Below are 14,102 nucleotides of genomic sequence, written 5' to 3'. Positions count from 1 at the left end.
AGCGATCGAATGCAGGTACCTTCTTCCATGGAGCAAGACGAACTATGGCAAATAAGGACTCTTCTCGCGCTGTAGTGCGCGTCGGTGTGGATGCGGCTGAGCGCATGCAGAGACTGATGCGGAAAAAAGATGAGTCCAGCATTGAGTATGCATATCGCACGCTTGAATACAACATCATGATGTTGAAGATTCCGCCTGCGGCCTTTATTCGCGAAGCGGAGATCGCGCAGCGCCTGAACATGTCGAAGACGCCTGTGCATCAGGCGATCAATCTACTGAGAGATCAAACACTTGTAGACGTCAAGGCGCGCAGTGCTACACACGTCTCCCGTGTCGATCTCAATGCGCTCGATCAGGGGTTTTTTTTACGAGCAACCGTCGAGCCGGCGGTAATATATCATCTTATGGAGACAGGGACACCAAAAGAACTCTCGCGGCTTCAGACAAATCTCGATGCTCAGCGAACACTGTTGGCGAATCAGGCAGACCCATATGGCTACATTGGCCTAGATGATGCATTTCACCGTATCATCTACCAGATGGCAGGCAAAGATCTGGTATGGAGCTCTATCAAGAAAGTAACCGCTCATTTTGATCGTGTTCGCTACATGGGCCTCGTATTCGGATACGAGGCCCCCAATGACAATGAACATCATGATATCTTCGAGATCCTGACGGGTAAAACAAAGACGACCGAAGAGCAGATCAGGTGGACCGTGTCGCACCACCTGAGCCACTATCTCTCCTTCTTCGAACAAATGAAAACCGATCATCCGGATTTCTTCGTTTCGAGCAATTCCTGACACCTGTCAGAGAAGGATATCAAAGCTTGCCCTCAAGCCATCTCCGTCCTCTTGCGACCTATCATATGGTCGAAACTCATCTCAGAAATCAGCGTCGCGGTCTCTCCTGAGCAAGTTCGTTGACGAGAATCCACGTGATGCTACATTTTGACGAGATCGATGATGTCATAATTGACTCTTATCTGATAATCATCCCTTGGTGCCTTGTATTTTATCCGAGCTGTCTTGTTCTCTAATTCTGAAATCCATCCCTCATCTGCAGATCGCCAATCATCAAGATCCGAATACTTCTCCAGCGCGATCCCATTGATCTCGATTAAAAACGGCTCAACCGCCATTCTGGTACTCAGCAAAATGAGGGTGGGAGGTCAGGATACCTGGTTTTACATTGGAGACGAGAAGGACACCGCGTTTCTCCACGTCTGAGATGAATTTTGCCGGGTCTTTGAATTTATCGTTATTCCAGCAAAACGCATAGCGCTTGCCATTGGGCATGCAGGTATAGCCGGAAGCAAGCTGAAACTCATCGATCGGAATCTCGTTTTTCTCGCATATGTCAAAAAACTTCAAGATCGATTTATCTACATCATGTTGCAACTCTGTATAGAACATCGTTGTATGCGCATATCCGATTGAGGGCAAAGGCGGAAGTACCGATTTGCCCGTAAGATCGGTATAGCGCTCGACGACGTCACGGACTCGAGGACCGTTGACAAAGAACATATCCAGATCTCCGCCGTCGGTGCAGTAATATGAATAATGATCCCAGTATCCGCTCCACTCGCGCCCCATGTCAAAAGTAGAATCGAACGAGTTGTTGTAAAAGATCCCCGCTGCTTTCCCTGTGGCATCGTTGAATCTGATATAGAAGGGAATATGCTTGTAAAGGGGATCAGAGAGAACGGCGTCGTGACCGCATGCATCGATCTGATGCATCTTCATGTTGCGCAAGCGCTTGATGAGCGAGCCCGTCTTCTCTCCGAACCCGTAAAAATGATCATGATCGTCAATTACGGAGTAATGCCAGCGTCTTCCAAGGTCATCCATCATGAAGCTGCGTTCCTTGAGATCCTCATACAACAGAGTCTCGTCATCGTCGTAGATCTCGATACCGAATGGATCCTTTGTCAGCCTTACCTCCAGATTGTCTGTCTGCAACCGCCAATCGTCGGCGCACTCCCTGGGACGCGGAGCTATAGGCTAAACATGCGTCCTCTCTTCATCGAGAATGTCATATTCTTTTCATCTGCCCCCGCTCCTTCGTCATAGCTGGGATTCCCAGCCTCTTGAATCATGTGTCTCGTCATCGATCACAGGTGAAAACTGTCGTTAGCATTGTTGTAGGAGATGTCTTCGACGATCCCGCCGAGATAGTCCTCATCGCGGGGAAGGCGGTCGCACTCGACCCATCCTCCCAGAACGTCGCATAGAACACGTCGAAAATACTCATGACGCGGATAGGACAGGAAACTGCGCGAATCCGTCAGCATACCTGTGAAATTGCCCAGCAGCGATTGCTCGGCATATGTGGTGATCTGGCGTTTCATGCCGCTGTAGGTATCGTTGAACCACCACGCGCAGCCAAAATGGATTCGCTGCGCGCATCCGCCCTCGAATGAGCCGGCAAGGGCCGCGAGCGCAAGCCAGTCGCGGGCATTCAAGCTGTAGAGAATCAGTCTCGGCAGATCGCCCTGGCGCTCCCCCGCATCGAGCAGGGCTCGAATCTGATTGACGATATCAGGTTGGTCGCCAACGCAATCAAATCCCGCATCCGCACCGACCGCTTTGTAGTTCGTGGAGGAAACGTTTCTGAAGCAATTCATATGAATCTGCATCGTCCACGCATGTGACGAGTACAGCTGCATGAGAAAGAGGGTCATGTGCGTGCGATACGCCCACATCTCCTCCTCAGTGATCTCATCGCCTTTCATGCGACGAACCAGCACGGAATCGATCTTCGATCTATCCATGCTCAAAAATCTAAAGGAGTTCATGCCGTGATCTGCCAAGCGGCCGCCTGCCCTCTGAAAGGCATCGATGCGCTGCGCCGCAGCATGCTCGAGACTCTCGAGGTCGTGAATCTTCACACCCGAAGCGTCCGATAGCGTCTGGAGATAATCACTGAACCCTGCAAGATCGATACTCATCAGCGCGTCCGGACGAAAGGTCGGTGCGACCTTGAACCCGTTTCTCGCCTCGTCAGACCTGAGAAGAGCATGGTAGCCCAACGCGCTCGCAGGGTCATCTGTGGTGCACAGACAACGTACGTTGAATCTCTTGATGAGTTCCCGAGCGCTAAACGAGGGCCCTGCGATGACCTGATTCGCAGCATTCCAGATTTCCTCGGCGTTGCGTTGATTGATCGCGAGATCGATATCGAATACCCGGCTCAACTCAAGTTGGCTCCATTCGAGGACCGGATTGCCCGGAGCCTTTTCCATGGCTTTGACGAATTCAAGAAACTTAATCTTGTCATCGCCGTCTCCTGTGATATAGCGCTCCGAGGTTCCGTTGGCTCGCATGAGGCGCCACTTGTAGTGATCACCAGCTCCGTGATCGTTCAACCAGACCTGCGTGAGATTCTCAAAACGCCTGTTCTCGTAGATCTGGCGGGGATCGAGGTGACAGTGATAATCAAAAATGGGCATCTTTCGCGCATGATCGAAATACAGCTTCTTGGCGAACTCACTTGTGAGCAAAAAACTCTTTTCAGGCAGCATATCTACTTGCCTCCGCACTTATCCAAGGCCTCCCACAGACCGTTGATGTAGGCCACACCCAGAGCCCTGTCAAACAAACCGTATCCGGGTCGGCCCGTCTCCTGCCAGATCATCCTTCCGTGATCAGGCCTGATGTAGCCGTCAAACCCGTTGTCATGCAATGCGCTGACGATGCGGAACATATCGAGCGAGCCCTCAGATGACAGATGCGGCGCCTCGTAGAAATCCTTGTTGCCCTCGATATCGGGATGCATGTACCGAATATTGCGCACATGCGCGAAATGGATGCGATCACGACGCGTGAACTCCTCCAAGATGGCGTAGACATCGTTTTCAGGATCCTCGGCAATGGATCCCGTGCACAGCGTGATTCCGTTGTAAACGGTGTCCACCGATCTGCAGAGCCAGTCGAGATCGTCGCGATTCTTGATGATGCGCGGCAGACCGAAAAGCGAATAGGGCGGATCGTCGGGATGGATCGCCATGCGAACATCGCATTCCTCGCAAACCGGCATGATCGCCTTGAGAAAGTAGATGAGGTTGTCGCGGAGACGAGTCTCATCCACTTCGCGGTACAGATCGAAAAGAGTCCTGAGATGCGCGAGACGCTCGGGCTCCCAGCCTGGTAGCGTAAACCCTTTGGTTCCCGACGAATAACGCGCGAGCAGCGCTTCAGGATCGTCGGGTATCTTTTCCCGTTCGAATGCGAGCGTACGCGATCCATCGGGAAGCGGATAGTCAAGGTCGGACTTGACCCAGTCGAAGACGGGCATGAAATTGTAGCATATGACGTTGATACCGCACCGAGCAAGATTGCGGATGGTCTGCCGATAGTTCTCGATATAGCCGTCGCGCGAGGGCAGGCCCGCTTTGATGTCATCGTGTATGTTCACAGATTCGATAACCTCGAGAGAAAGCCCGCTGCGCTCCACCTCCTCCTTCAGAGCCGCGATCTGGGCGCGAGGCCAGACCTCGCCCACCGGAACATCCATGAGGCATCCAACGATGCCGCTCACGCCGGGGATCTGGCGGATCTGGCTCAGGGTGATCTTTTCCATGTCGCTGCCGTACCAGCGAAACGTCATCTTCATGTTGAGTTTTCCTCCATCGTGGTCTAAAAAGACGATTCAAATGCCACCGCCACGCGCAGGGCGCACGAGCATGGCGCTATGCGTACTTCTTAATTGTCTCGGCAACCGCACCGACCTCGGATAGAAGCTCGGCCAGATATCCCTCGACCTTCTCAGCGAGGTTCACCTCGTAGAGATCGACGCCGAAAATGGATGCGTCCGAGAGAATCGGCGACACCGCGGCATGGATCTCTGCAGGATCGCTCGCACCCACGCGCAGCGGCGCAATCAGCGCTCGGAGGTCGGCCAGCAGAGGATCAGGACTGAGCTCGAATGACTCCCCTGCGTCATCGATCGCCATGAGATATCTCAGCCAACCTGCGATCGCAAGGGGAATGTAGATGAGTTCTGAGGGATCCCGGCCGCGATCCGCATACGCCAGAATCGTGTGGCCGAATCGGATGGACATCTTCTGAGATGTGTCGCTGGCGATCCTTTGCGGTGCATCCGGCAGACTGCGGTTGGGCAATCTGGAATCGATCAACTCGTCGATGAACTCCTTGGGGTTGATTACGCCGGGGTCTTCGACGACGGGCAGATCCTCGTCATAGCCGATATGACGAATGAGCGAAACGAGGTCGGGATTCTCCATTTCCTGCCAGATCCTCGTGTATCCCAGCAGGCAGCCATAGACGGCGAGACAGGTGTGCAGCGGGTTGAGGCAAGCCGTGACCTTCATGGTGTCCGCTCGCTCCGCGGTGGCTCGATCGGACATGATGACGCCGCCTCGCTCAAGAGCGGGACGCCCGTTGGGGAAGCTGTCCTCGATGACCAGATAATGGGCGCGCTCCGTGTTGGAAAAACCGGCGAAGGTCGCACCATGGCCCGCATCGATGAGTTCCAGATCGCAGAAACCCAGTTTTTGCAGGGCGTCAGCAGTCTCTGGGGAAGGGTTGGGAGTGATGCGATCGATCATCGTCCAAGGAAAGCTCACGCATCGCTCATCTGAGACATAAGCGAGAAATTCCTTGTCCACGATACCCGCATCTGTCCAAGCTTCAACGACAGCCGAAATCTCTTGACGGAAGCGCTCTCCGTTGCGGGAGAAGTTGTCGGTCGAAACCATGGCGATGGGCGCGGCACCGGCACGAAAGCGCGCCAGCAGAAAGGCTGAGACGATCCCCATCGTACTCGTGGTCTGATCCGGGCCTGCTGCCACCTCTGCATCCAAGTCGGCCACCGTGTAGCCCTTCTCGGTGATGGTGAAGGTGCACATCTGCAGAACAGGACTTTCAAAATAGCGCCTGACGCGCGCGTAGTCATCCGGTCGAGCGGGATTGGCGAAGTAAGCTCCAGCGGTAGAGGCGATCAAACGGCAATCGATGCTGCCATCGCGTTCCATGATCGCCTGCAGAAGATCGTTGTTCCAAGGTGCGTATACCTTATCTATGGTCAAGGGACTATAGGTCTCCAAGACCACGACGCCACGGTCGAGATCGCCGGACTCCATCACATCCTGTGCGACGGCCGCATGGAAGGCACGGTAGAGATTTCCGCCTCCGAAATGAATCCAACGGGGCTGTTCGACTCCAGCCGCCCGAACTTGATCAACATCAAACTGCGGAAGGCGAATTCCTCGTCTCCCGAACTCGGATCTTTGCTGCTTCCAGTTCTTGATCGAGAGCATCTGAACCTCCTTGCCATCCCCGATATCGGCACGTCGTGCTGAAAGAAGATCGCATGAATTCCGGCGTGAACCTCGTGTAAAACTGATATATCAGTTTTACACCCCTATCTAAACCCGCTCTGTTCTGAAAGTCAATTCAAATACCTGTCTTTTTTGCAAACGGTACTATTTACAGGATTTGCGGAATTGCGAACATGCGGAACATACGCAACCAAGAAAACGTGCGTCAGAAGAACGCGTACACCGATCATTCGCATACCGCATCACGCTGGGTACCCGGCGATGAATTTGCGGAGGGGCGCTGAAGCCAAGCAGCGTCATCAAACCCCCAGACGTCATCGCGCCTCGCAGAATTCGAGACCGGCAACAGCGATGCCGATGCATGCGCTTCGACTATCCCGGACCCATCAGAACCGATCATGCCTCCGGTTGGTGATCCCGGCCGCGCGAGGGCCCCTCGGTCCCCGACTCAAGCCTCGCCTCCGCTCACGAACTTCTCGTTGACGCAGATCCCGAAATCGCGACAGGTGTCCCGTAGCCCCTGGTCGCCGATCACGTTCAGAAAGGCATCGGAGCCTCCGTTCGCAGCGCGCGCCGCAACGTAGAGCTGCGCGGCCTTCTCTATGGTATGCGCCAGCCCGAACGCCTCATCGAACGTCGCCCCCGTGGCGAACAGACCGTGGTGCGCCCAGATGACAGCCGTGTAGTCCCTCATCTTCTCCGAGGTCGCATCCGCGATGGCCGGCCCGCCCGGCACCATCCAGGCAACCACGCCCACACCCTGGGGAAACACGACGACGCATTCGGTCATCATCTGCCACAGGATTCGCGAGAACGCCCGATCCTCGAGCGGCACGAGAAAGCTCATCTCGATGATTCCGGGCGAGTGCATGTGATAGCAGACCCTGCATCTGCCGCCGTCTTGTTCGGAGCGTATCGCCAGATTCATGAAATGACTCTCGAACTCGGACGTGGGGCGGCCGAAGAGCTTCAGCCCCCATCGGATGCGATAGCTGTCGCCGCGTTCGTTGATCTCGACGATGCCGGTGTTCCCCTCGATATCTTGCGCGACGTTTCGCATGAAGCACCCGGTGCCCTTCGCCTGCAGAAGCTCGCCGGCCAGCGAGGGAGCGCGCACGCCCATCTCCACCCATGGGCCGGGCTGCTCGCTGAAACAGGCGCGCGCCTCCGCGGCCTCATCCGGGCTCAGTCGGTAGGTCAGATTGCCACCGTTTCTCTCGTGCCACCCCTGTCTGAATCCGTCGTCGCACAGTCGAGCGAAGTCCTTCACAAATTTGAGGTCCGTCATGTTCATGGGATGGTTGCCCTTTCTGTCCGCAGGTTCGATCAATAGAGATGATATTCGTCCGACGCAGCGATCAGCTGCGCTGCACGAGCACGGTTTTCTCATACGCATCGATGAGCGGCCACAGCCCGCCATCGAGCGGGGCGCCCGCCCGGCGGCAGTACTCATCCCACACCGCCGGCCAGGGCATGGATTTGAACTGCTCGCTCACAACCATCTTCTCGGAGAAGCGGGATGCGTCCTGCAGCTCGGCCAGCCGCTGCCACGGTTGAAGGAGTGCGTATACGATGCTCTTCTGCATCGCGCGCGCACCGCTCACCCAAGCGGCGATCCGGTTGATCGACGCGTCGAAGAAGTCCAACCCGATGAGAACGCGCTCCCAGCCCCCGGGGCTGCGAACGATCTCCGCGGCGATCTCCAAGATGTCGTCCTCGAACAGGACGACGTGATCGGAGTCCCAATGCATGGGCCGCGTGACGTGCAGCGGAACAAACGGGAAGAACTGCAGCAGGCTGGGAAGCTTGTCGGCTATGCTCTCCGTCGGATTGAAATGGCCTGAATCGATGAGCGGGACGACACGGCCGCCCCGCTGAGCCGCATAGGCGACGTAGAACTCTTGGTTTCCGCACGTGAAACCCTCAAGGCCGATGCCGAAGACCTTTTGCTCGACCGAATCGATCACATGCGGGGCGTCCTCGCTGTATATCTCATCGAGTGCGCTTCTCAGTCGGGCGCGCATGGTATAGCGGTCCGCGGGACGGTCCTTCAGGCCATCCGGAATCCAGAAGTTGTTCAGCACGAGATCGTCCAGCTCGGTACCGATCTGCTCCGCGATGCGACGACAGGCGATGCAATGGCGGATCCAGAAGGAGCGGACCGACTCATCGGGACTCGACACGGTGAGATTGTCGACCACCCTCGGGTGGCTGAACAGCGTGGGATTGAAATCGATGCCGTAGCCGCGCCGTCTCGCCCACGCGACCCACGGCTCGAAGTGCGCGTACTCCAACCGGTCGCGATCCACCCACGGGTGCTCGTCGGTGAAGACCGCGTACGAGGCGTGCAGGTTCACGCGCTTGCGCCCGGGAATGAGACGCGCGGCCTGATCGAAATCAGCAGTGAGCTGCTCAAACGTTGTCGCGCGACCGGGATATCCCCCGGTTGTCAGGATTCCGCCTGAGGCTGCGTTGCCCGGTTGGTCGAATCCGGCCACATCATCGCCTTGCCAGCAATGAATGGAGATCGCCTTGGATGCCGCCTTTTCGATCACGTCCTCCGTGTCGATCCCATATTCGGCGTAGGCCTCTTTTGCGATCTCATATGCCGTCGTCATGGTTCGCGCTCCTCTCAGCTTGCTTGAAGATGATCTTGGTTCCTATCTTGCTGCACGTGAAGTTCTAGAGCCGAGGCTTTCCCATCCGCTGCGCTCGGGCGAGAACGGATTGTTCGGCCTCATGTGTCAGGATCGATCCGCTCGATGGGAAACGAGGCAGCCACGCATCTGCGAACCTCATCGGTGCCATCGAGATGCCCGGCTGCGATCATCTGAGCCGCGACGTTGCCGATCGCCGTCGCCTCGATCGGGCCGGCGAACACAGGCAGCCCGGTTGCGGCTGCGGTCATCCGATTCAGGTAGGAATCCTGACAGCCGCCGCCCACGATGTTGATGGAGCTGAAGTCGCACCCGGTGATCTCTCTCAGGCTCGCGATGGACCGAGCGTAGCACGCAGCCAGGCTCGCATATATCGTGCGCATGATCTGCCCGAGCGTCTGCGGCACAGGTTGGCCGGATTCGCGGCATGCGGCCTCGATCTCGGAGATCATGGAATCCGGTGCGAGGAATCTCTCGTCATCCACATCGATGCGCGCCTCGAAGGGCTCAGCGTCGCGGCACAGCGCGCGCAGCTCGTCGAAGTCGACCGCGTGATCGAATCTCGCCGACGCCGCCGCGCTCCCCCGCACATAGCTCGTTCCGTTCACCTCTCTTCGCACGGACTGGATCATCCACAGACCCATGATGTTTTTCAAGAACCGATACCTCAAGCCATAGCCCCCCTCGTTCGTGAAGTTCTCCCGCAGCGCCGCCGAGGAGGTGACGGGCTCGCTGCGCTCCACCCCAAGCAGGCTCCACGTGCCAGATGAGATGAAGACCCCGTGTCTGTCGCGGGCGGGGACGGCGAGAAATGCCGAACCGGTATCATGGGTCGCGGGCAGCACAACGCGAGCCGAATATCCTATTCGCGCGGCGACCTCATCCGTGAACTCGCCGACCTCGACACCGGGCATGACGGGGCGCTCGAACACGCATGGCGGGAGACCCACGAGATCGAGCAGATCGCGATCCCAATCACGTGAGCGCGCGTTGAGCAGACCCGTCGTCGTCGCATTCGTGTACTCCGTGCGCATCCGACCGGTGAGAAGGAAGTTCAGGTAATCCGGGATCATGAGGAGGTGACGCGCGGCCGCAAGCTGCTCGGGATGCTCTTTCTTGAGAGCCATCAGCTGGTACACGGTATTGAACAGCTGTCGCTGGATGCCGGTCCTCGCAAAGAGGTCCTCGGGGGCGATGAGGCCCTCGACGACCTCGCACATCCCGTTGCATCGGGCATCGCGGTAGGACACCGCCTCGCCTATCATCTTGCGGTCGCGATCCAGAAGCACGAAGTCCACACCCCAGGTGTCGATCCCGATGCTGCCCGGCGGGCCGCCGGGCAGCTCGCCCGCCTTGCGCAATCCCTCGATCATGTTCTCGAACAGCCCGTGCATATCCCAGCAGTTATGGCCGCCGACGCGGATCTGGCTGTTGTCGAACCGGTGGGCCTCCTCAAGGCGCATGCGCCCGTCCTCGAGCCAGCCGACGAGCACGCGACCTGTTGACGCACCGATGTCCACGGCGGCGTACCGCTTTGTGTCGCTGCAATCTGTCATGGATCGTCCTCCATCCGAGCGCGTTGCCTCGATCGAGCGCTTCGCCGCAGCGATACCGCAGCGCGCGTTCGCACCCGATCATACCAAGTTATGAAAACCATTTTTATAAAAACCTATATTTATCAATATCAGTTTTCTATCCAACAGAGAACCATGCCAGTTGGGGAGCTATGGTGCTATCCCGCGCGAAGCATGCTGACGATCTTGCCAAAATCCGCGAGCGGCCGCGAGGCGCCTGTGAACGGTTTACTCCCTGCTTGATCAGTTGCGCCCCTCCTCGGGTTGCTTATCGAGCGCGAAGGACTTGTTGAACATGCGCAGATATTCCTCTGCATCAACTGAATCATGAAAGAGCAGCAGCACGAGCATCTCGAGCACCAAGTTGATCGACATGTATGAAAATGAGAAATCGCCGGCGAGCATCCGATCGCGCGAGGTCACCGCGAGCACGTGATCGGCGCGCTGCGCCAGGGACGCCTTATCGTCTCCGGTGATGACGACCGTAGGTATAGCGGAGTCGATCGCCTCATCCATGATGGTGTTCAAGCGCCGCGATTCGCCCGAGTTCGAGACGAACACGATGCAATCAGCATCTGAGAGCAGCTGGGTCAGCACGGTGGCGGCGTCGGAGGAGGGAGGTGAAACGGCCCGCACGCCCACATGGGTCAGCTTCACAGCCGCCATCTGGGCGACGGAAAGCGAGGTGCCCACCCCGACGAGCAGCACGGTACCGGAGGCTTGGATGAGTCGAGCTGCTGCCTCGACCTCTTTGGGATCGAGATTCGCCACCGTGTCCTGGATCTCGAGGACCTTCTCCTCGAGGATGCAGCGCATCGACGTAGCCACGTCCTCCAACGAAATGCGCCCTGCTCCCTCACGGGGTGCCTGGCGAGACACCTCCTCACGCGAGAGCGCGAGTCGCAGTTGAGCGAAGCTTTCATAACCCAAGGTATGCACGAACCGCGAAACCGTGGTGTTCGAGGTGTTGCACTTCTGAGCGATCTCGCTGGCCATGAGTGAGGAGACCTGCTCGTCGTCGGATAGGATGAAATCGGCGATGCGCCGCTCGGAATCTGAGAAGCGATCATGAGACAACAGGATCTTGCTGGATACGGTCGCTTCCTGATACATGTGCGCGTGCCTTCCATCTCAAAGCGGCACCCCGGTGCTGCTGGTCTGCTGTTTCCAACCAGCATAGCGCACCAACGGTCTTCCAGCGAATATAAACGGGCCGCCTCATCGCGACGAGAAGCGGCCCGAATGGAGCCGTTCCGCTTCGGGAGCGGGCACATCCTCCTCTCAGCGCAAAAGCGCGCAACCGAAGCGATGCGATCCGCCGACGACCTCGTAGCTGCGAGCGTCGGGCAGCACCACCTTGGCGTCGACATCCTCGGGCAGGTTGAGCAGCATAGAGAAATCACCTTCTTTGATATGCCATTCGACCTCGATCCTGCCGTGCACCGAATCGAATGCGGTCTTCGCCCATGTGATCCCACCGCCGGGCACGGGCTCGATGCGCACCGAGGCGTATCCGGGCGCAGCGGGTCTGATGCCACCGACCACCTGGTAAATCCAGTCGCAGACCGATCCCAGCGCGTAATGATTGAACGAGGTCATCTCACCGGGATTGATCTTCCCGTTCGGCAGCATCGAGTCCCAGCGCTCCCAGATCGTGGTCGCTCCCATGGTGATGGGATACATCCACGACGGGCAGCTCCTCTCGAGCAGCAGCCGGTAGGCGTCGTCCACATGGCCGGTATCGGTGAGCGCCCATGTGATGTAGGGCGTCCCCGCGAAGCCGGTGCTGACTCTGTACCGCGCCTCCCGAACCAGCTGAGCGAGCCGCTCTCCGGCTACGGAGATATGCTTCTCGTCGAGCAGTCCGAAGTGGATGGCAAGCGCATAGGAGGTCGTCGCATCCGATGTCAGCAGGCCATCTCTCACGTACGCCTTGTTGAAAGCCGCGCGCGTCCGATCGGCGAGCGCGCGCCAGCGGACCGCATCCCGCTCGTTGTCGATGAGATGCGCCGCCTTTGCGGCGAACGAGGCGCTGCGATACAGACATGCCTGCGCGACCAAGTACCTATCCGCCTTCGCGGCGGCCGGGTCATCCGGTGGTGCTGTGGGATCGAGCCAGTCGCCGAACTGGAAGCCGGTGTTCCACAGACCATCGGAGCTGAGCTTGCGCTCGATCGATTCGAGATGCAAGACCATCGACGGATAGCTCGCTTGCAGCGCATCGATATCTCCATAAGCGTTCCAGAGGGCCTCGGGCACCCAGATAGAGGCGTCACCCCAGATAGCGGTTGGATCGCTGAGGAGCGTTCTGAATTCTTCGGGCGGATTCATTTTTATGATATCGGGAACGACTATGGGAACTCGGACTCCGTCGCTGTGCCTCGTCTCCTCCGCGAGATCCATCAGCCATTTGTTGAGAAAAGAAGAGACGTCGAACTGGAATGCAGCAGTCGGGCTGAATGCGGCGATGTCTCCGGTCCAGCCCTCCCGTTCATCACGCTGGGGACAGTCGGTCGGGATATCGAGAAAATTACCTTTCTGGCTCCAGACAGAGTTGCTCACGAGCTGATTGACCATGGGATCGGAGCACTCGAACCAGCCGGTGCGCGAAATATCGGAATGCACCACGACCGCCTCGAGATCGTCGAGCCTCAGCTCGCCGGGCCATCCGGATACCTCGGCGTAGCGGAAACCGTGAAACGTGAGCGTTGGCTCAAAGAAATCACGCCCACCCGAGAGGATGAAGCGATCGGTCGCCTTTGCCCGGCGCAGCGGTCGCGTGCCGAGTTCACCATCTTCGATGACCTCGGCATGCCGGATGACGATCTCGGTTCCCGCAGGTCCTGTCAGACTGAAGCGCAGCCAGCCTACGAGATTCTGACCGAAATCGACCAGCGTCTTGCCCGCAGGCGAAGTCCAGATCCGCACAGGATGGACAACCTCATGTCGCGTTATAGCCGGGCCGATCTGCGGCACCAGCGTGTTCCGATCAAATTCGATCCTGTGGACATCCAGCGATGATGGTGTATCCCACAGCCGAGCATCGATGGTCTCACCATCATAGAGGGTGTTGAAGGTGATTGCGGAGGACCTCGCACACCACTCGGTGGACGTGAGAATCTGCTGAATTGACCCGTCTTGATACGAGACCTCAAGTGCACCGAGAAATCCTATTGCTGAGCCGTAATCACAACGTTGACCATTGAATCCAATTTTACCTCGGTACCAGCCATTGCCGAGCAACACCTCGATCGAGATCTCACCTGTGCAAAGTTTCACTATCTTGGTTACATCAAACGATTGCACCCGTAAACGCCACTCAAACGATGTCCAGCCCGGGTTCATCACCGAATCGTCGACGGGTTCTCCGTTGATCCTTGCTTCGTACAGGCCGTGCGCTGTCGCGCGAAAAGTCGCGGATGCAACTCGATCGACAGCTTGGGTAAGCTTTTGAACCGTGCTCAAAACGACTGCTTGCCTGTCATCGGCATCGGCACCGATCATTGCAGCTTCAATCGGAAATCCTTCATCTTCGTATTTTGCGTTCATGTGGTGATCCGTCATGTCTGC

Annotated in this window: 11 protein-coding genes; 1 reads left to right on the top strand and 10 read right to left on the bottom strand. The window is 57.4% G+C overall.

Translation table 11 applies throughout. The features are described from left to right. Window positions 1–44 precede the first annotated feature (44 nt). Complete coding sequence (locus CORGL_RS02845; protein WP_013708414.1) at window positions 45–803, top strand: GntR family transcriptional regulator; 759 nt, start codon at window positions 45–47, stop codon at window positions 801–803. A gap of 140 nt (window positions 804–943) precedes the next feature. Here CORGL_RS02845 and CORGL_RS09930 read toward each other — a convergent pair whose 3' ends face one another. From CORGL_RS09930 to CORGL_RS02795, 10 genes are all read right to left on the bottom strand, one after another. Further along, the gene (locus CORGL_RS09930) at window positions 944–1,141 is read right to left on the bottom strand and encodes a hypothetical protein (protein WP_041738547.1); all 198 of its coding nucleotides are present in this window, start codon (window positions 1,139–1,141) and stop codon (window positions 944–946) included. Then, entirely contained in the window at window positions 1,131–2,000 is an 870-nt protein-coding gene (locus tag CORGL_RS02835; RefSeq protein WP_342610096.1) for a TIM-barrel domain-containing protein, read from the bottom strand. Before CORGL_RS02835 ends, CORGL_RS09930 begins: the two co-directional genes overlap by 11 nt. 113 nt (window positions 2,001–2,113) lie before the next feature. Further along, window positions 2,114–3,523, bottom strand: coding sequence for a glucuronate isomerase (gene uxaC / locus CORGL_RS02830; RefSeq protein WP_013708413.1), 1,410 nt, complete (start codon window positions 3,521–3,523; stop codon window positions 2,114–2,116). A 2-nt stretch (window positions 3,524–3,525) separates the two neighbouring features. After that, the gene (gene uxuA, locus CORGL_RS02825) at window positions 3,526–4,614 is read right to left on the bottom strand and encodes a mannonate dehydratase (RefSeq protein WP_013708412.1); all 1,089 of its coding nucleotides are present in this window, start codon (window positions 4,612–4,614) and stop codon (window positions 3,526–3,528) included. 76 nt (window positions 4,615–4,690) lie between these two features. Further along, a complete protein-coding gene (locus CORGL_RS02820) occupies window positions 4,691–6,280 on the bottom strand; it encodes a mannitol dehydrogenase family protein (protein ID WP_013708411.1) in 1,590 nt (529 codons plus the stop codon). Between the two features lie 469 nt (window positions 6,281–6,749). Beyond that, the gene (rhaD, locus tag CORGL_RS02815; RefSeq protein WP_013708410.1) at window positions 6,750–7,595 is read right to left on the bottom strand and encodes a rhamnulose-1-phosphate aldolase; all 846 of its coding nucleotides are present in this window, start codon (window positions 7,593–7,595) and stop codon (window positions 6,750–6,752) included. 64 nt (window positions 7,596–7,659) lie between these two features. Then, window positions 7,660–8,919 carry an L-rhamnose isomerase gene (locus tag CORGL_RS02810; protein WP_013708409.1) on the bottom strand — a complete coding sequence of 420 codons (1,260 nt, stop codon included), beginning with the start codon at window positions 8,917–8,919 and terminating at the stop codon, window positions 7,660–7,662. Window positions 8,920–9,038: 119 nt separating this feature from the next. Then, window positions 9,039–10,514 carry a rhamnulokinase gene (locus CORGL_RS02805; RefSeq protein WP_013708408.1) on the bottom strand — a complete coding sequence of 492 codons (1,476 nt, stop codon included), beginning with the start codon at window positions 10,512–10,514 and terminating at the stop codon, window positions 9,039–9,041. A gap of 261 nt (window positions 10,515–10,775) precedes the next feature. Further along, a complete protein-coding gene (locus CORGL_RS02800; protein WP_013708407.1) occupies window positions 10,776–11,645 on the bottom strand; it encodes a MurR/RpiR family transcriptional regulator in 870 nt (289 codons plus the stop codon). Between the two features lie 168 nt (window positions 11,646–11,813). Further along, complete coding sequence (locus CORGL_RS02795; RefSeq protein ID WP_013708406.1) at window positions 11,814–14,096, bottom strand: family 78 glycoside hydrolase catalytic domain; 2,283 nt, start codon at window positions 14,094–14,096, stop codon at window positions 11,814–11,816. Window positions 14,097–14,102: the final 6 nt, after the last annotated feature.

It is taken from the genome of Coriobacterium glomerans PW2, assembly GCF_000195315.1.
GTDB lineage: Bacteria > Actinomycetota > Coriobacteriia > Coriobacteriales > Coriobacteriaceae > Coriobacterium > Coriobacterium glomerans.
The sequence above is the reverse complement of the archived record's forward strand: the minus strand, read 5'-3'. Positions and strand labels throughout refer to the sequence as shown.